Origin of the sequence: Corynebacterium freiburgense, from assembly GCF_030408815.1 — a bacterium.
In the GTDB taxonomy this organism is placed as follows: Bacteria; Actinomycetota; Actinomycetes; order Mycobacteriales; family Mycobacteriaceae; genus Corynebacterium; species Corynebacterium freiburgense.
On record NZ_CP047355.1, the window covers coordinates 1,727,622 to 1,745,637 of the forward strand.

General features: G+C 51.0%; 17 protein-coding genes. 9 read left to right on the forward strand and 8 right to left on the reverse strand.

Annotated features, from left to right (window positions below):
• The first annotated feature begins 35 nt into the window (after positions 1–35).
• From lexA to CFREI_RS07820, 3 genes are all read left to right on the forward strand, one after another.
• Entirely contained in the window at positions 36–728 is a 693-nt protein-coding gene (lexA, locus tag CFREI_RS07810) for a transcriptional repressor LexA (protein ID WP_027012150.1), read from the forward strand.
• 152 nt (positions 729–880) lie between these two features.
• Positions 881–1,660, forward strand: coding sequence for a transcriptional regulator SugR (sugR, locus tag CFREI_RS07815; RefSeq protein WP_027012149.1), 780 nt, complete (start codon positions 881–883; stop codon positions 1,658–1,660).
• Entirely contained in the window at positions 1,657–2,601 is a 945-nt protein-coding gene (locus CFREI_RS07820) for a PfkB family carbohydrate kinase (RefSeq protein ID WP_027012148.1), read from the forward strand. Before sugR ends, CFREI_RS07820 begins: the two co-directional genes overlap by 4 nt.
• Positions 2,602–3,373: 772 nt before the next feature.
• Here the strand turns inward: CFREI_RS07820 and ptsP are convergent.
• Positions 3,374–5,059: a phosphoenolpyruvate--protein phosphotransferase gene (gene ptsP, locus CFREI_RS07825; protein WP_027012146.1), complete on the reverse strand. Its 1,686-nt coding sequence runs from the start codon at positions 5,057–5,059 to the stop codon at positions 3,374–3,376.
• A gap of 240 nt (positions 5,060–5,299) precedes the next feature.
• Here ptsP and CFREI_RS07830 point away from each other — a divergent pair, with 240 nt between their 5' ends.
• From CFREI_RS07830 to CFREI_RS07845, 4 genes are all read left to right on the forward strand, one after another.
• On the forward strand, positions 5,300–6,088 hold the full coding sequence (locus CFREI_RS07830; protein WP_027012145.1) for a DeoR/GlpR family DNA-binding transcription regulator: 789 nt from the start codon (positions 5,300–5,302) through the stop codon (positions 6,086–6,088).
• Complete coding sequence (locus tag CFREI_RS07835) at positions 6,085–7,059, forward strand: 1-phosphofructokinase family hexose kinase (RefSeq protein WP_027012144.1); 975 nt, start codon at positions 6,085–6,087, stop codon at positions 7,057–7,059. Before CFREI_RS07830 ends, CFREI_RS07835 begins: the two co-directional genes overlap by 4 nt.
• Positions 7,060–7,071: 12 nt before the next feature.
• Positions 7,072–9,078, forward strand: a complete 2,007-nt coding sequence (locus tag CFREI_RS07840) for a PTS fructose transporter subunit IIABC (protein ID WP_035111436.1) — start codon at positions 7,072–7,074, stop codon at positions 9,076–9,078.
• A 90-nt stretch (positions 9,079–9,168) separates the two neighbouring features.
• Positions 9,169–9,438 (forward strand): HPr family phosphocarrier protein, encoded by a 270-nt coding sequence (locus CFREI_RS07845; protein WP_027012142.1) that lies wholly within the window; start codon positions 9,169–9,171, stop codon positions 9,436–9,438.
• Between the two features lie 69 nt (positions 9,439–9,507).
• Here the strand turns inward: CFREI_RS07845 and CFREI_RS07850 are convergent, their stop codons facing one another.
• From CFREI_RS07850 to CFREI_RS07870, 5 genes are read right to left on the reverse strand one after another with little or no spacing between them, the layout of a single operon-like run.
• Positions 9,508–10,794, reverse strand: a complete 1,287-nt coding sequence (locus CFREI_RS07850) for a uracil-xanthine permease family protein (protein WP_420834526.1) — start codon at positions 10,792–10,794, stop codon at positions 9,508–9,510.
• Positions 10,795–10,825: 31 nt separating this feature from the next.
• On the reverse strand, positions 10,826–12,247 hold the full coding sequence (gene hflX / locus CFREI_RS07855; protein ID WP_084170663.1) for a GTPase HflX: 1,422 nt from the start codon (positions 12,245–12,247) through the stop codon (positions 10,826–10,828).
• The gene (locus tag CFREI_RS07860) at positions 12,240–12,524 is read right to left on the reverse strand and encodes a helix-turn-helix transcriptional regulator (protein ID WP_035111433.1); all 285 of its coding nucleotides are present in this window, start codon (positions 12,522–12,524) and stop codon (positions 12,240–12,242) included. Before CFREI_RS07860 ends, hflX begins: the two co-directional genes overlap by 8 nt.
• Positions 12,525–12,533: 9 nt before the next feature.
• The gene (gene feoB / locus CFREI_RS07865) at positions 12,534–14,459 is read right to left on the reverse strand and encodes a ferrous iron transport protein B (protein ID WP_051255832.1); all 1,926 of its coding nucleotides are present in this window, start codon (positions 14,457–14,459) and stop codon (positions 12,534–12,536) included.
• Positions 14,459–14,686, reverse strand: a complete 228-nt coding sequence (locus CFREI_RS07870; protein WP_035111809.1) for a FeoA family protein — start codon at positions 14,684–14,686, stop codon at positions 14,459–14,461. The genes feoB and CFREI_RS07870 overlap by 1 nt, the downstream gene beginning before the upstream one ends.
• Before the next feature lie 201 nt (positions 14,687–14,887).
• On the opposite strand from CFREI_RS07870, the gene CFREI_RS07875 reads away from it, so the two are divergent.
• Complete coding sequence (locus CFREI_RS07875; RefSeq protein WP_027012137.1) at positions 14,888–15,628, forward strand: hypothetical protein; 741 nt, start codon at positions 14,888–14,890, stop codon at positions 15,626–15,628.
• 13 nt (positions 15,629–15,641) lie between these two features.
• Positions 15,642–16,139 (forward strand): hypothetical protein, encoded by a 498-nt coding sequence (locus tag CFREI_RS07880; RefSeq protein WP_027012136.1) that lies wholly within the window; start codon positions 15,642–15,644, stop codon positions 16,137–16,139.
• Here the strand turns inward: CFREI_RS07880 and dapF are convergent.
• Entirely contained in the window at positions 16,136–16,984 is an 849-nt protein-coding gene (gene dapF / locus CFREI_RS07885) for a diaminopimelate epimerase (protein WP_035111430.1), read from the reverse strand. The genes CFREI_RS07880 and dapF overlap by 4 nt on opposite strands.
• Positions 16,981–17,907, reverse strand: coding sequence for a tRNA (adenosine(37)-N6)-dimethylallyltransferase MiaA (gene miaA / locus CFREI_RS07890; protein ID WP_035111427.1), 927 nt, complete (start codon positions 17,905–17,907; stop codon positions 16,981–16,983). The genes dapF and miaA overlap by 4 nt, the downstream gene beginning before the upstream one ends.
• Positions 17,908–18,016 lie beyond the last annotated feature (109 nt).

The following is an 18,016-nucleotide window of genomic DNA, read 5'->3' on the forward strand; positions in this document are numbered from 1 at the left end:
ATTCCCCACTACTTCCCCAATTGGAGTTGATCCCTATGACCAACAAGCAACCAAAGCTTGATATGTCTTCTTTGTCCGATAGGCAACGTCGAATCCTTGAGGTCATCCGTGACGCTGTTGTGCTGCGCGGCTATCCACCAAGCATTCGCGAAATTGGAGACGCCGCTGGGTTGCAATCTACTTCTTCTGTTGCTTACCAACTTCGCGAACTCGAAAAGAAAGGCTTTTTACGCCGCGATCCAAATAAACCTCGCGCCGTAGATGTTCGGCATCTCCCAGGCGCTGTTCCTCCAAAGGCTGGGCCAAAACCACGTCCAAAGGATATGGAAAACCCCTACGAGGAAGAGACAAACGAGGCACAATTTATTCCGGTTGTGGGGACCATCGCTGCGGGTAGCCCAATTCTCGCCGAGGAAAACGTCGAAGACTACTTCCCTATGCCTTCATCAATCGTAGGTGACGGCGACTTATTTATGCTCCAAGTTATTGGCGAATCAATGAAAGATGCTGGCATTCTCGACGGCGACTGGGTCGTTTTACGCTCCCAACCTGTAGCCGAGCAAGGCCAGTTTGTAGCCGCAATGATTGATGGTGAAGCCACCGTCAAAGAATTCCACAAGGATTCCACTGGAGTTTGGCTTTTGCCACATAATGACGCTTTCTCACCGATCTCGGGCGAAGAAGCAGAAATTCTTGGCATTGTCGTTTCCTTGATTCGGAAAATCTAATAATCGGGCATCCGGAGGCTAAATTACCCCCACATTTGTGGGTTTTTATCCGAATTTGGTCTCCGAATGCCCATTTGGGCTTCACTTCGTGCGAAACTTAGTCGAAGAAACGGGCATAAAACCCACGTTGATTTTCCGAATTGAGGTTTTGCATGTACGCCGAAGAGCGCAGACGCCAAATTGCATCACTCACTGCTGTAGAAGGACGCGTTAACGTCACCGAATTGGCTGCTCGTTTCGACGTCACCGCAGAAACCATTCGTCGCGACCTCGCCGTTTTAGATTCTGAAGGTTCAGTTCATCGCGTCCATGGAGGCGCCGTAGCAAGTCAGAATTTTCAAACCACAGAATTTACCGTAGATGCGAGAGCAAAATCCGCCTCGACTGCGAAATCCGCCATTGCGCGCGCCGCTTTAGAATTCCTCCCAGAACCACAAGGTGGCATGTTCCTTGACGCTGGTACAACGCTTGCGGCACTAGCTGAACTCATTGCTGACCGGCCAAATGCCAAACAATGGTCAATTGTTACAAACTGTCTCCCTATTGCTATGCAGCTCGCCTCCTCCGGACTGGAAGAGGTTCAACTTCTGGGCGGCAGCGTACGAGCAATTACCCAGGCAGTAGTGGGAGATACCGCGCTACGTACACTAGCATTAATGCGTGCTGATGTTGCGTTTATCGGAACAAATGCACTGACGTTGGATCACGGTCTTTCTACAGCAGACTCTCAAGAAGCAGCTGTAAAACGCGCCATGATTACAAATGCAAATAAAGTAATTGTGCTGTGCGATTCCACCAAAATGGGGTGCGATTATTTAGTAAGTTTCGCAGGAGTTGACGATATCGACGTCGTAATTACCGATGCAGGCGCACCTGAATCCTTTGTAAATTCACTTCGAGATCGAGAAATTCAGGTAGTTTTAGCCGAATGATACTTACCCTTACCCCCGTCCCCTCCCTTGATCGTACAGCAAATTCGTCACATGAATTGGGGCCGAATCAAGTTTGCAACTTAAGCGATATCGCCACAGTTCCTGGTGGCGTTGGTGTCAATGTTGCACACACACTGTATCGAGCCGGAAACGATGTACTCGCTGTGTTCCCAGCGCCTGAAATTAGCCACTATATGCGATTGATGGCGGTAACTGGTACCCCACACCAAATTATTCCTGTACCAGGTCCCATTCAAATGCACTTTACGTTAACAGACCCGATCGGTGGTACCACTATTCTCAAAGATCCACCTATGCCCCTTGATCCGAGTCAGTTAGCACTGTTGCGGGATCTCACTGTGACTTTAGCTGAAAAAGCCCAATGGGTTCTTCTTGGGGGTCCTTTACCCGATAGTGCTACCGCCGCCTGGTATGTCGAGGTTATTCGAGCATTGGCTCTCTACCATCCGACTGTTAAGGTGGTCGTTTCAACTGAAGGCGCGGCAATACAAGCGCTTGTCCGACAATTGGCTGTCGCACATCCACACACATTTGCACTCAGTCTCAGTGATCTTGAAGACCTGACTTCAACATCACTGGCAGAAGCCAATGACGCCACGATCCTTGCCACTGTAGATGAACTCTTTTCCTCGGACGTTCCAGAAATACTGATCCAATGTTCGCGCAACTACGCACTGTTGGTCAATCGTGACGGTGCATGGAATTGCCGAATTGATGGCCAGCCTGGGCACCAAAGTATTCACTATAAAGAAAGCTTTTTAGCTGGTTATTTACTCGCAGCTGCGAAAAATGTCACTGCAGAAGCTCGGATTTCTACCGCTCTAGCATATAGCCATGCTCAAGGAAGCGAATGGGACAATTTTATTCCTACGCCGAATTTACTTCGTCTCGAATCAGTACAATATTCTCGGCTGCGCTAACCCATAATGGCTAAACCCACAATGTGAACTGCTCCCCGTTTGTTGGGTTGCACTGGGACTTGAAGCTGGTCTGGTCATGCTGTCACAGATTTCACCAGGGGTGGCCTGGGGAACAACTTGCTCAGGGCTCGTTTTTATGGGTGTTGTGGCCGGTGGTTTGGTTGTGTGCGTCCGGTTACATGGGATTTCGTTGGATCTGGTTGGGAAATGTTTGATCTTTGGGCGCCGGCCGGTCTTTTTAGGCTGCTGGTTGGGCGGGTTGTCACAGATTCCATTTTTTTCGTTGTTTTTATGGAATTTGTGACACGATAGGTAGGGATCCTGTCACAGATTCCATTTTTTTCGTTGTTTTTATGGAATCTGTGACAAACCCCAGGTCAACGGTTGTGTGCAATATGGGCTGTTGTCACAAATCCCACCGGAACGGGCCTGTTTTATGGAATCTGCGACATTAGCAATAAAAACATCACTAGTTCAATAGGATGGGCCTATCAAACGCCCGGGGAAACCAGCGAATACCTTGGCAAAACCAGCCCACCCGCCGGCAAAACCAGCCAAACCCCAGCTAAAGCGGCTCAAACACCCCAAAAACCAGCCCACCCATCCCAAAAACTCTGGCAAACCACCCCCACCCGCCAGGGAAACCAGCGACAACAAACCCCTGGTCCCAAAAAACAACTACATCAAGTGCACCCAAACCAACGCCTAGCCCTCCAAACCTCAAGAAAAGTGGGTTTGGGGGCTTAAAACCTGGAAGTTGAATGCTTACGCGTTATTTCGGTTGGATGATTTCTCGTACCGCCGCGCGAGCCTCGGTTGCTCCCTCAGAGTTAAGTGCAGCTTCGGCTGCTTGTTTGCAGGTTTCCAAGTCGACTGCTGCTAATTGAGCGCCCACACCTGCAATGGCAGCGCTTGCTGCGGAGAGAGACTTGACTCCAAGGCCAGTAAGTACGCAAGCAAGTAGTGGGTCTGCTGCAGCTTCGCCACAAACACCTACAGCAGTGTCAAAACGTTCTCCTTCCTTACACGTGTGCGCGATGAGCCTAAGCACTGCTGGTTGCCATGGATCAGTAAGGTATGCCAGTTGTGGCGACATACGGTCAGCGGCCATGGTGTATTGCGTGAGATCGTTTGTACCAATGGAAACAAACGAAAGATGCGGCATAATCTTGTCTGCCATCAGCGCTGCCGCTGGCACTTCAATCATTGCTCCGGCAATGAGTCCACGTTCTTCACAAAGACCAGCGAACCATTGTGCTTCCCGAGCAGTGGCAACCATTGGTGCCATTACCCAGATCGGGGCATCTTCGCTTCTATTAGATTCTTTTACTGCAAGTGCAATTGCATCGAGTTGACGAGTCAGCAATGGTTCATTCGCACGAGCCACACGAAGGCCTCGAACACCAAGGGCAGGGTTCATCTCATCAGCCATATTGGCAAACGCGACAGGCTTGTCCGAGCCTGCGTCGAGCGAGCGTACGACCACCTTCGACTCTGGAAATGCCTCAAGTACTTTGCGGTATACGGCTGCTTGTTCTTCTACACTCGGCTCAGTTGTTGCTGAAAGGAAGCATATTTCCGTTCGGAATAATCCAATTCCCTCTGCTTCACTAGCATTTGCTGCCCGAGCAGCATTTCCGTCCTGCACATTCGCTAGGAGCTGAACTGGATGGCCATCTTTCGTTTTACCCGGTCCACGCCATTGCGCTACTCGGGCCGCCATAAGCTTGGATTCGGAAACCGCTGTTTTGGCCACTTCCGGATCCGCATTAAGTGTGATAGTTCCCAAAGCACCATCAACCATGACCATTTCGCCCGGCTGAATGCTTTTAATTTTCTCGCCTGCGGCCACGATACATGGCACATTTAGCTGGCGGGCAATAATGGCGGTATGGCTTGTGGGGCCGCCCAGTTCAGTTACAAGAGCGGTAAAGCGAGTGGTATCTAATGCTGCGGTGTCGGCTGGTGATAGATCGTCTGCAAAAAGCACTACCTCGCCAGTGACTTGAGGCAGACCAGGTTCCTCTTCACCACGAAGTTCAGCAATAACACGGTCGCGGATATCACGGAGATCTGTGACCCGCTCAGCCATCACGCCGCCCACTGCTTCAAATTGGGTAATGAATTTTGTTGTTGCGGTTACAATCGCATAATCCGCTGGATGCCCACCTGTAATGCCCTTTTTTACGGCTTTTCGCCAACCACGATCTCGCACCATTCCCGCTGTTGCAGCAAGCACTTCACTTGCCGCACCGACAGCAGCATTGGAACGTTCGGTGAGGCGATCGGCAACTGTATCAGCCGCTTTTAGGAAGCGTTCAAATTCGGCTTCACGTTCCGATTCTGCAACAACTGCGCCAGCTTGTGGAAGTTGTGGTCGGGGACGGATCCACACTGCTTCGGCGTAGCTCACACCGGGCACAACCGCAGTGCCCTTAAAAACTGTGTCTTTAGTCACTTTTGCTTTTCCCTACCATGCTCGTCACTTGCATTATCTTTCCTAGCCTAACATCATTTTCCCAACACGTCCGTAACCAATCAGACATTTCAATGTTGACAAACCCACACTAGTGGGCGTAAACAGAAATAGAAGCCACAAAAATCAACGTAGCTATCAAGGGTTTTCCAATAAATCGGATATTCCCACACCAAAAATGTTCCGATATGTTGGTTTTCCAAAGCACACTTGGAGGTGAGCATGTTCACAGTTGCACAGCGCCGTTCGGAAATTGCCAATACAACGGCGACCCATGGGCATTCAAGCGTGGCAGAACTCGCACTTCGTTTTGATGTGACCCAAGAAACAATCAGGCGTGATCTTAAAGCATTAGAAGCCGATAACCTTGTTCATCGTGTTCATGGTGGTGCGGTGGCCCCTCTTCAACATAATGAACCTGCAGCTCAGGAACCCAGCTTTGCGCAAGCTTTTTTGCGTTATGCACCCGAAAAGAAGGCTATTGCACATGCCGCACTGCGGCTACTTCCGGCCACCTCAGGCAGTATGTTTTTGGATGCTGGAACCACTACAGCAGCGTTTGCAGCAGCTATGACTCAGCATTATCGTGATCAACGTTGGACGGTCGTTACAAACTCCTTGCCTGCCGCAATGACACTTTCTATTGCAGGAGTTCCGGGTATAAATCTGCTCGGCGGCCCAATGCGCACGTTTACTCGTGCCGTAATCGGGCAACAAGCGGTACAAACACTTGATTCTTTGCGCGCAGATATTGCGTTTCTAGGTACCAATGCCATTTCTGCTCAGCATGGACTTTCCACCCCAGACCCCACAGCGGCTGCGGTAAAACAAGCGATGGTGCGCCAAGCTTCACAAGTTGTGGTTCTGTGTGATTCCTCAAAGTTTAACCAGGATTTCCTGGTCACATTTGCAGACCTTGACGATATTGACATCGTGGTTACCGATTCCAACGCTTCACCTAAATTCCTCTCTCTTCTCCGCTCCCACAAAATTGAGGTGGTCCAACCGTGATCCTCACCCTCACCCCAAATCCCAGTATTGACCAAACCCTTGTTCTTCCAGAAACATTGCGGCCCGGTACCGTGCAACGTGCCGAAAGCGTGTCCAGTGTTGCTGGTGGTAAGGGTATTAATGTTTCCCAAGCCTGTGTAAATGCAAATGTGGAAACGCTTGCAGTGTTTCCGTGTGGCACCAATGACCCGTTTTTGCGTCTCGTTAAACAGCAAGCTTTACCGTATCTAGCAACCCCGATTGCTGGCACAGTGCGTACAAACACCACTGTGACTAGCCCCACCGGTGAAACCACAAAACTCAATGGTCCCGGACCAACTCTTTCAGCTCACGACCTCCGCGCACTCCAGGATTCGCTTCTCGACGCCGCCCCCCGTGCACATGCAATCGTACTCGCGGGTTCTCTACCTCAAGGCATTCCTGTTGATTGGTATGTCACATTGACCGCATTATTGCGGGAGGCTGTTCCAAATATCCCAATCGCTATCGATACCTCTGACGCTCCACTGCGAGCTCTTTATGCCGGCTTGGATAGTGGAATTGCTCCCGACATCATTAAGCCGAACGGCGAGGAATTGGGGCAGATGCTTGGCATTGATGGTCAGGCACTTGAAGATGCCGCGGCACGGGGAAACTTTGAGCCCATTGTGGCCGCAGCTCGGAGGGTCGTCGAACGTGGCATTGCCGAGGTACTTGTCACACTTGGTGCTGCTGGTGCAGTACTAGTGACTGCTGAAGGTGCTTTTCAAGCCTATCCCCCTCCAATTACCTGTGTTTCAACTGTTGGAGCGGGCGACAGCACGCTTGCTTCATATGTACTAAGCAGAACCATGCTTGGCTGCTCGTTTCTTGAAGCTCTAGAAAAAGCCGTTGCCTATGGCGCTGCCGCTGCGTCCTTGCCAGGCACCGTAATCCCGTCCCCACATGATGTGAATTTTGCCGACACAATATCCCAAACCCTCTCGTTTTAGGAGGACCCAATTATGAGCATTATTACGCCCTCGCTCGTCACACTTGATGCCGATTTTGGCGATACACCCCCGGCTGTCATTGGCCGACTTGCAGAATCCGTTGCTTCGGCTGGCCGCACTACCAATCCTGAGGTTTTAGCGGAGGATGCCCGCATTCGTGAAGCCAAGTCCCCCACAGGGGTTCCTGGTGGAGTAGCAATCCCTCACTGTCGTTCTTCTGCCGTTAATGAACCAACGCTTGCATTTGCGCGGCTTTCGAATCCTGTTGATTTCGGCGGGCCCGATGGCGATGCCAACCTTGTTTTTCTGATTGCCGCACCAGAGGGTGGCGGAAAAGCTCACTTAAAAATCTTGTCCGCATTGGCTCGAGCGCTGGTTCGTAAAGACTTTATCCAGGCACTTCGAGACGCAAAAAGCAATGAAGAGATTGTTGCTTTAGTTGATGAAGTACTCAATAAGACAAAAAAGCGAACAACAACGACTTCCCCACCTGAGCAAGATTCACCAGCCTCCAACGCGGCCCTAACCCGCATAGTGGCGATTACCGCTTGTCCTACGGGAATTGCTCACACCTATATGGCTGCTGATTCCTTAACACAAACTGCGGCCGAAATGGACGGGGTTGAATTGGTAGTGGAGACACAAGGTTCTTCATCCGTAACACCCCTGGCCAGCGATGTAATTGCAGCGGCAGACGCAGTCATTTTCGCTACTGATGTAGGTGTTAAGGACCGCGAGCGTTTTTCCGGTAAGCCTGTAATTGAATCTGGGGTAAAACGCGCCATTAATGAACCCAAAGCTATGATTTCGGAAGCATTGGCGGCTGCAAAAAATCCAAATGCTCGCCGAGTTTCTGGTTCCGCAGCAGCGACTGGGAACGAAGATTCATCAGCCTCCCAATTAAGCTGGGGCAAGCGCATCCAGCAAGCCGTAATGACCGGGGTTTCGTATATGATCCCATTCGTTGCGGCAGGTGGTCTATTATTGGCACTCGGCTTTCTTATCGGGGGCTACGATATGGCTAATGGTTGGGAAGACATCGTAGCCAACCATTCATTGACTAATCTCCCAGATCATGAGGTCAATGGCATGACCTTTGATCGTGGTGGCTTCGCCTTATATTTCGGCGCCGTTTTATTTGCTACGGGCCAGGCGGCAATGGGCTTTATTGTACCTGCACTTTCTGGCTATATTGCCTACGCTCTGGCTGGCCGTCCGGGTATTGCCCCTGGATTTGTTGGCGGCGCAATTTCTGTTGCTGTTGGCGCTGGTTTTATCGGCGGCTTGGTTACCGGTATTCTCGCTGGTTTTGTCTCTTGGTGGATTGCTTCATGGAAGGTTCCTCGCGTAATCGCTTCGCTTATGCCTGTGGCGATTATTCCATTGCTTTCTTCCCTTATTGTCGGTTTGTCCATGTACTTATTCCTTGGACGGCCCCTGGCCGCGGTACTGGAAGGGCTTACTTCTTGGCTTGAATCAATGTCCGGATCTTCCGCAGTATTGCTTGGCATTATTCTCGGCCTGATGATGTGTTTTGATTTGGGCGGGCCGGTCAATAAGGCTGCATATCTCTTTGCTACCGCAGGTCTTTCCAGCCCTGACCCAGCGGCGTTAAAGATTATGGCAGCTGTTATGGCAGCCGGTATGGTTCCTCCAATTGCATTGTCTATTGCCACCTTTATTCGCCCACGTTTATTCACTCCTGCCGAGCAGGAAAACGGCAAATCAGCATGGCTGCTTGGGCTTTCGTTTATTTCCGAAGGTGCAATCCCGTTTGCTGCTGCTGACCCATTCCGTGTAATTCCTGCCATGATGGTTGGCGGTGCTGCTACTGGCGCCATTTCCATGGCATTCGGAATTGGTTCTCGTGCTCCCCACGGTGGTGTATTCGTACTGTTTGCGATCGACCCAGCTTGGGCTTGGATTGTTGCGATTTTGGTTGGGTCGCTTATTTCCGCTCTAGCAGTCATTGGGCTTAAACAATTCGCACACAAAGCACCCGCTGCGAATCGGACATAACCAAAAATAGTTTTTTGAAAAAACCTAGCGGAAACCACAACGGTTCCGTAAAGTTGGACATAGCGCCACCTCCAAAGAAAGGACCCTCACATGGCATCTAAAACTGTGACTGTAGGCTCTGCTGTAGGCCTTCACGCTCGCCCGGCAGCTATCATTGCGGAAGCAGCCTCGGAGTATGACGAGGATATTTTCCTCGCCCTGGTTGGGGAAGAAGATGATGAAGACCCTGCTGAAGCCGCTTCTTCAATGATGATTATGGCTCTTGGCGCAGAAAAAGGCGCCCAGGTTGTAGTCACTTCAGACAATGCCGAAGCTGTAGAGAAAATTGCTTCTTTGATTGAACAAGATTTGGACGCTTAAGCCTTCCTGCAGTTCACAAATGAAAACCGCCGCTCGTAGTGTTACTCGCGGCGGTTTTACTTTTGCGTTTTAGGCTAGACCGGTTTGTTGGCCCTCCCCGACTTTTTCATAGAGCCATTTGAGTATTGGGTAGATAATAATAATTCCGGCTGACCCCCATGCAATGCCTTCGAGTTCCACACCAAATACCGTTAAAGTAAGGTTTCCAATACCTGCGATAAGCGCCACGGCAGCTGCTGTGAGATTTACGGGATTATTAAAATTGACGTTATTGTCTTGCCATATACGCACGCCGAGCATTCCAATAAGCCCATAAAGTACGAGCGTGGCTCCGCCAAGTACGCCTTGCGGAATAGTGAAAATAAGCGCCCCGAATTTGGGAATGAAAGCCAGAGCAACTGCGGTAATTGCGGCAACCCAGTAAGCGGCAGTGGAATAGACTTTGGTGGCCGCCATTACACCGATGTTTTCGGCATAGGTTGTGGTACCAGAACCACCAAAGCCACCTGCGAGTGAGGTTGCAAAACCGTCGGCAATCAGGGCGTCTCCTGCAAGATCGTCCATATTTCTTTGTGTCATGGCAGATACGGCTTTAACGTGTCCTACGTTTTCAGCAATAAGGACAATTACCACCGGTAGCGTGACCAGGATGGCGGAGAGTTGGAATTGTGGTGTGTGGAATTCTGGTACACCAAGCCATGCGGCATTGCGTACGGTATCTGCGGCTCCTGCTGCAAGATTATTAGTCAGGGCTGCAAACACCCAGCCGATAATAACGCCAATAAGAATCCCTAATCTGGCTACCATGCCTCGCCCTGCCACAGTAGCTACAAGGATACTTACCATTGTGATTGTGGCTACGAGTGGTTGTGCGGCATAGGAAGTTGCGGCTACTGGCGCTAGGTTGAGCCCGATAAGTGTAACGATGGCACCGGTTACGGCGGGTGGCATCACGGCGTCGATAATGCTACGGCCCATAATTTTCACCAGGAACCCGACTGCCATAAGCACCGCACCAGCAATCACAACACCACCTAATTGCACGGCAATACCTTCGGATTGGGTAGCCACCAGTGGTGCAATAAAAGCGAAAGAACTGCCTAGATACGAAGGCAGTCGGTTGCGGGTGATAAGTAGGAACAGCATTGTTCCCACGCCCGAAAATAGCAGTGTGGTGTTGACCGGGAATCCTGTCAGGGTTGGTACCAACAATGTTGCGCCAAACATGGCGATAACATGCTGCATACCAATGCCTATGGTGCGGCTCCAGCTGAGTCGTTCTTCGGGTGCTACAACTGCACCTGGCTGTATCGTTTTGCCGTCACCGTGGACGGTCCAACCCCATGATGTACTCACGAACACTCATTATCGGTCGTGCACCGTCATTTCAGGAAATCACGAATGGTGAAAGCTCCGCTGCCAGGGGTTGCGGCAATCGAACATCCATTTTTGTGCCTTCAGTCTCATATGTTTCGTTGAGCACCGTGCCGTATTCGTGTACTCGGGCCACTATATCGCCCCGAATATATGGAACAAGAATTTGAATATGGGCATCGAGGGAATTTAAAAATAGTTCGATGCGCGCCTCTAGCTCTGGAATTCCTTCGCCAGTGCGGGCAGAAACAAAAACCGGATCATCCAACGCGTGGCGTAATTCCGCAAGGGTCAGTGGATCAGCAATATCCACTTTATTCACCACAATTAATTCTGGTGGTGCTGGCACCTGTAGTTCCCGAACAATATCTGTAATCACGGAATTTACTGCGGTGATTTGTTTTAGCGGAAATGGGTCCGAGCCATCCACAACATGAAGCACAAGGTCCGCTTCCACTACTTCTTCAAGGGTAGAACGGAAAGCTTCTACAAGTTGAGTCGGCAGGTGGCGAACAAATCCTACGGTGTCGGTAAATACTACTGCACGCCCATCAGCGAGTTCTGCACGGCGTGTTGTTGGGTCTAGGGTGGCAAAGAGTGCGTCTTCCACCAGTACACCCGCGCCGGTCATGGCGTTAATAAGCGAAGATTTTCCGGCATTAGTATATCCCGCAATGGCAATTTGCGGCACTGTCGATGACCTTCGTTGTGCCCGTTTAATTTCACGGGAGGTCTTCATAGATTGTAGTTCTTTGCGAATTTTCGCCATATCAGAACGTAACCGACGCCGATCCGCTTCGATTTTCGTTTCACCTGGTCCACGCAACCCAACGCCACCATTTGACCCGGCGCGACCACCAGCCTGCCTAGAGAGGCTACCGCCCCAACCACGCACCCTGGTAATCAAATACTCCATTTGCGCCAATGATACTTGCGCCTTGCCTTCTTTGGATTTTGCGTGTTGGGCAAAAATATCCAAGATCAACATGGTTCTATCAATAACCTTGACATCGAGCGCTTTTTCTAATGCAATCATTTGGCCGGGGCTCAATTCACCATCACAAACAACGGTATCTGCACCGGATGCCACCACAATATCTTTTAGCTCCCGAACCTTACCGGAACCAATATAGGTACCTGGGTCGGGCCGATCTCGCTTTTGATAAATGGTTTCTACAACTTCTGCACCTGCGGTTTCCGCTAGCGCTGCAAGTTCATCCAGGTTTGCTTCAATTTCGGCCGCGCTGCCTTCAGTCCACATACCTACCAACACCACGCGCTCCAGACGGAGTTTCCGATATTCAACGTCATATCCGTCTGTTTGTTCGGTGGTATGGGTTTGTGCACCACGGGTTAAACGGCGCAGGCTTGAGCGTGCTTCAAGATCAAGCTCACCCGTGGTGGGAGTTACGTGATCAAATTTCGGTTCAGTCATTACCTGCTATTATTCCACGACCTTGTGGCGGGGACGGCAACAAGGTCAAGGTAACAAGGCCACCAGTGGTACCACACTCATCCTCGGTGCAGCCACTGCAGCTTCCACTGCACGCAAGCGCTTCTCGACGCCGCCGAACCTGCCCAATTCGCTCAAGGTGTTCCAATGCGGCACTCACGGTAGAACGAGTTAAACCGGTATCTCGGGCAATTTCAGCAACAGTAAGCGCACCACCAAGAAACGATGCACGCACAGCACGTAACGGGCTGGTAGTCATGGATACCACCTACAACCATAGGCTTAATACCTGGAATACCAATACCGCCAACACCCATGCCGCCACTAATTGCAGGATTACGCCATAGATCGTCCACTTCAAGCCGATTTCTCTGCGTTGAGCCGCTAATGTAGCTACGCATGGCGTGTAAGCAAGCAAAAACACCATAAATGCCCACACCGCAGCCAAACCATGACCACCAGATGCGGTATTAAAATCCTCTCGGATCGCGTTGGATAACGCGGATTTGCCTTGCTCCTCGGGGGAGGCGTCCGTAACATCTTCCAATTTATAGGTTTGCGCCCAGGAGGAAATCACCGCCTCTTTTGCCACAAAACCCGTTACCAGTGTTCCGGCAATAGACCATGACCCAAAACCTGCGGGAGCGAAAATAGGCGCCACCGTATCACTCATAACACCATAAGCGCTTTCTTTCGGAGGAAGATTCTCATCCCCAAAGCTATAGCCATCAGTCATTGGTGTTGATTGAAGCACAAACACCACTACTACCGTGGCTACAATAATCCCACCAGCAGTTTGTAAAAATCCTTTCAGACGAACCCACATTACGGAAAACGCCAAGCGGGCCCCGGGAATCTGGTAGACGGGAAGATCGATAACTAGTGGTTCGGTCCCCATCCGACGCCATAGGGTGTGCCGAAGGCAGAAACCAGTAAGTACCACCAAAGCAATCGAAATAACATACATAGCAAAAACCACTGTGCCCGCATTATCCGGGAAAAATGTCGCAGCCAGCATCACATACACTGTGAGCCGGGCCGAGCATGAAGTAAATGGAATCAGCAACGCAGTGAGCAGCCGTTGCCTTGGTTCAGCCAGGACACGTGTTGCCGAAATCGCGGGAACATTGCAACCGAAGCCGACGATAAGTGGGATAAACGCCTTGCCTGGTAGCCCAATGGCTTTCATAAGACGGTCTGTTACTACCGCAGCGCGGGACATATAGCCAGAGTCTTCTAAAAAGGCCAAGCATAAAAACATCAGGGCCATAAGTGGCGCAAAAGTCAATACCATACCCACACCGCCAATAAGCCCGTCCACAATGAGGCCAGTAACTAATGGCGGAAATGGCTCTAACCAACCGCGAACCGCATCGCTAACCGGCCCCGCAAACAATGCATCCAGGCCGTCTTGGAATGGGGCCGCGACCGTAGTGGTGATCTGGAATACCACCCACATCGCCGCAAGGAATAGCAACGGGCCAAGCACAGGATGGAGAGCCACGGCGTCGATACGCTCGGTGAAACTTCGGGAGCTTGCACCACGGGTAGTTGCCTTGGCCACCGCATGTTCAATCCATCCAAAACGCTCATCAGCAAGCTCGAATTCGTCCGTATGCTGTGCTATTCGACGCCGCTGTGGCTCAGTTTTCATGATTTGCTCAATCGCATCACCAACCGCCGCAATATTGGAACGACGACGCGGATCCACCTCCACTACTGGAACGCCTAAAGCCGCAGATAACGCTTGAGTATCAATCGTGACACCTTGCGATTCCGCCACATCCGATTTAGTAATAACCACAAGCAACCGGAAATCATGCTCTGCCAATTGCGAAACCATATACAAACCACGGCTTAAACTCGCGGCATCAACGGCAATAATAACGGCATCAGGACGCTCATCAGTATCAATGACAAGGTTTCTAGTGAGCTCTTCATCTGGGCTCGCAGGATCGAGTGAATATGCGCCTGGAAAATCAATGACATCATAGGTGGTTTCACCAACACGCCATGCGCCTCGGCTCACCTCCACGGTGGTACCGGGCCAGTTTCCCATATGGGCCTTCGCCCCAGTAAGTCCATTAAATAGCGTTGATTTTCCACCGTTGGGTGCGCCTACCAGAGCAATAACTGGAGCACCTTCAATCCTATGCCCGTGGCCGGATGAGTGGCAGGAGGTAAGCGTAGCCATTATCGATCCTCCTCAACTGGGCGTACCGCTAATGATGCGGCTGTACGGGCATCCACGGCATATCGGGTGTGATCAATATCGATAACCCTGCCGCCACCACTTGTGCGCTGGGTGACTTTCACTCTGACGCCTTCCCGAATGCCTAACTCCGAAAGCCTTCTCTTCATCGGATGATCGATAGGATCTAGAATCATATCTTTACCGAGCGGACTCGAGGCTAATGTCATGTTCATTGGTCTAGTACTTTCTTCAAATCGGATGGCGTCGCACCCAAAAGTTGTTCAAGCGAGAACACCAAAGAGACGTATCACAATGTATACAACCAACCTACACCTAAGTTGGGTTAGCCTAAACAACTAAAGTCTGTATTTTCGATTACAAAGTGGGTAAAAGATACGAATGTGCGGAAACCAATTACCATAGGTCCTATGACTCAAGATCTCCCCAGCCTTGGTATGGACTTTCCCCACTGGCAGGACGCCGTAGAAGCAGCAATCGGCTCCGGCAACCTCGAAGTTACTGGCGAAGTCCGAGGAGGCCAGCTCGTCCAATTCACTGACAATTCGGGAGCACAAATCAATATCTTGGCCGTGGAACCATTTGCCACGTGGGCTGGATTCACTTCAACAACTGCAGCACTGGCCCATATCCAAATGGTCAATGATGTGGTAGCACTTTGTGATCTGGTAACTCAGGACGGCAAAGTACAAGCTTCCATTACTTGCAACCTGGCACAAGGTCCTCTCCTGGTCGATGAGCCAACATTGCAATGGGAACAACTAGCACTCAGCGCACTGGCTGTGCAAACACAAAATTACGCAGACAGTGCCGCATTCCAGAGTGAACACGGAAGCGAACCCCAGCCAATGTTGGTGAGCCAAGGCGCAATGCTTATTGCCTCTGGTTCCGGTGCGGCAGCCCCAGATGCTTCAGCCGCATTAACCGGAATCGTTCAAGAAGCCACATACCGAACAAACAAACTAACTGGACAACGGTTTATTCACGCTACATTGGAAGCACCCTCGTTCCTAGATGTTTGCCTTCCGGATGGAGAACTCCCTCAAAAAGGCAGTATTATAGCGGGGACAGTAATGCTCACTGGTTCAATCCTGCCTCCAGCAGGCTGCGGCGACTCTTGCGGCAGTTGCGGTGGAGGCTGCGGCCACTAACAACGCCAAAACCATGCCTGATCTTAATCCGAAGTACTATAAGCTCATTATCTGGCTCAGCTGTATCATCTTGGTACTCACGCTTCGCCTTGAAGGGTTAGTACTAGCAGCAATTATTCTACTGTTAATGTTCGTTGCCAATTCTGTTCGCCCAAATCAAAGCGAATCCGCAACTTTATTGACCTCAATTAAGCTTTCTGCCGAAGATATTCGAGATGTAATTGAGGCATATGACCGCTTCCTACACGGCAGTGACTCAAAAAACTTGGCAGACCGCACGCTGCATCGACCAGCACTTACAGACCCAGATTGTATAGACCCGGATATAGAGGCATTTTACTATCAGCACGATACTGCACAGCGCTTCCTACGTCGCCTAGATGCACGCCTAAGTACCGATCTGACGGTCGCTCAAATGGAAGCGCTCCTTGCAGTTACTGACCGCCGAGCCCTTGAACTCAAAGAAGCTTGGGTACGAGCTCGGCGAGCAGCATCTCGCTATGAAGCCTAAAACTGCAACTCACCTACAGCAATAATCTTTGACGGGCCGGTCAGCGTGGACTCATCCCCATCAATAGTCACACTGACCTTGCCACCAGGAACATGCACATCAATCGTGCCATTTTCAATACCCTGGTCAGCCAGCGCTGCTCGGGCCGCTGCAACAGTACCAGTACCGCATGACCGAGTCTCCCCGGAACCTCGTTCATGAACTCGCATAGAAACCTGACCCTCGTGCAGTGGTGTAAGTACCTCAATATTGACGCCATGTGGGAAAAAATCAGTATCAAACTCAAATGATTGCTCAATAGGTAAAAGCGCCAATTGCTCCTGGGTAAGCTCGGGCACCACACATGCAAGATGCGGGTTTCCCATATCAACCGCAAGACCAGCAAAAGCGTAATCCCCAACACGACAAGTAGAAATACCAGTAACCACTGGGGTACCCATACCAACACTGACCATGGCGTCAGTATCGCTTGCGGAATGTACAGTCACTGGGCGGACACCAGCACGGGTGCCTACCCGAAACTCAGAATCCTGTACCAAAGACCTTGAATACAACCAATGGGCAAATACTCGTACACCATTGCCACACATTTCCGCTACTGAACCATCGGCATTGCGGTAATCCATAAACCAATCTTCATCCTGAACACCAGGAATCGGTGCAATAACACCACGTGCAATTAAGTCCCCAGTACGGGCAATGCGCAAAACACCATCAGCACCGATACCCGCCCGACGATCGCAAAGCTGGGATACAAACTCTGTCGATAAATCGAGCAAAACATCGGGGTCAGGAAGGATAATAAAGTCGTTTTCAGTGCCATGGCCTTTTGCAAAGGAAATCATGACCGTGATTCTAATTGTTTCATAGCCTCAGCGAAGGTATCCCCTTGTGCATCCAGCCAAAGTGTACGCGGATCACGCCGAAACCAACTGCGCTGCCGGCGGACATACCGACGAGTTCCGGTAATTGTGCGTTCTATAGCGTCATCCCACGACAGCTCGCCAGCAAGTGCGGCCAACACTTGGGCATAGCCGATAGCACGGCCAGCAGTGGAATCAGCAATCAAGCCTTGTGCCATTAATCCCTCAACTTCTTGCACAAAACCTCGCTCAAACATGAGTTTGGTTCGGGCTTCAATGCGTGGGTTTAACCACTCGGGGGTGGTGGATAACCCCAAGATTGTGGTGCCCCAACGCGGAGGGGCGTCGATACGCGGTTGACTCGCAGCAAAGGGACGACCCGTAAGCTCAATAACCTCCAATGCGCGGACGGTGCGCCTTGGGTCACGGTCTTCAATAATGCGCGCAGCCTCTGGATCCACGGCGGCCAGTTCCGCATGCAACGCTACTACCCCAATATCAGCTAAACGCTGCTCATAGCGGCGGCGAACCTCAAGATCAGTGGGCGGGAACTGCCAATCATCAACCAAAGACTGTACATACAACATCGACCCACCAACCAAGATCGGGGTCTTGCCCCGCCTGCGAATATCTTCCACATCGGCGACAGCCTCCGCCTGATACCGTGCAACCGATGCCGGCTCCGTTACGTCTAACACATCTAGTTGATGATGTGGAATCCCCTCCCGTTCAGCAACCGAAAGCTTTGCGGTACCGATATCCATGCCTCGATACAATTGCATGGAATCGACATTGACCACCTCACCATCGAGCGCATGAGCAAGCGCAATGCCCAATGAGGATTTACCAGAAGCAGTCGGGCCGACCACTGCAATTGGAGTCGGAAGAAAAAAATCGTGTTGCACCACACCACACTAACGAACACAACTGGCATAAGCACGGTAATGTGAAACGTTGTACGACCGCACACATATGTGTGCACCGGCAGCCGTGACGCGCGGCAAGACATGAAGG

Bases quoted from the DNA above. Each gene is read 5' to 3' on its own strand.
- lexA (WP_027012150.1), top strand. From the start codon at position 36: ATGACCAACAAGCAACCAAAGCTTGATATGTCTTCTTTGTCCGATAGG.
- sugR (WP_027012149.1), top strand. From the start codon at position 881: ATGTACGCCGAAGAGCGCAGACGCCAAATTGCATCACTCACTGCTGTA.
- CFREI_RS07820 (WP_027012148.1), top strand. From the start codon at position 1,657: ATGATACTTACCCTTACCCCCGTCCCCTCCCTTGATCGTACAGCAAAT.
- CFREI_RS07830 (WP_027012145.1), top strand. From the start codon at position 5,300: ATGTTCACAGTTGCACAGCGCCGTTCGGAAATTGCCAATACAACGGCG.
- CFREI_RS07840 (WP_035111436.1), top strand. From the start codon at position 7,072: ATGAGCATTATTACGCCCTCGCTCGTCACACTTGATGCCGATTTTGGC.
- CFREI_RS07845 (WP_027012142.1), top strand. From the start codon at position 9,169: ATGGCATCTAAAACTGTGACTGTAGGCTCTGCTGTAGGCCTTCACGCT.
- hflX (WP_084170663.1), bottom strand. From the start codon at position 12,247: ATGACTGAACCGAAATTTGATCACGTAACTCCCACCACGGGTGAGCTT.
- CFREI_RS07860 (WP_035111433.1), bottom strand. From the start codon at position 12,524: ATGACTACCAGCCCGTTACGTGCTGTGCGTGCATCGTTTCTTGGTGGT.
- feoB (WP_051255832.1), bottom strand. From the start codon at position 14,459: ATGGCTACGCTTACCTCCTGCCACTCATCCGGCCACGGGCATAGGATT.
- CFREI_RS07870 (WP_035111809.1), bottom strand. From the start codon at position 14,686: ATGACATTAGCCTCGAGTCCGCTCGGTAAAGATATGATTCTAGATCCT.
- CFREI_RS07875 (WP_027012137.1), top strand. From the start codon at position 14,888: ATGACTCAAGATCTCCCCAGCCTTGGTATGGACTTTCCCCACTGGCAG.
- CFREI_RS07880 (WP_027012136.1), top strand. From the start codon at position 15,642: ATGCCTGATCTTAATCCGAAGTACTATAAGCTCATTATCTGGCTCAGC.
- dapF (WP_035111430.1), bottom strand. From the start codon at position 16,984: ATGATTTCCTTTGCAAAAGGCCATGGCACTGAAAACGACTTTATTATC.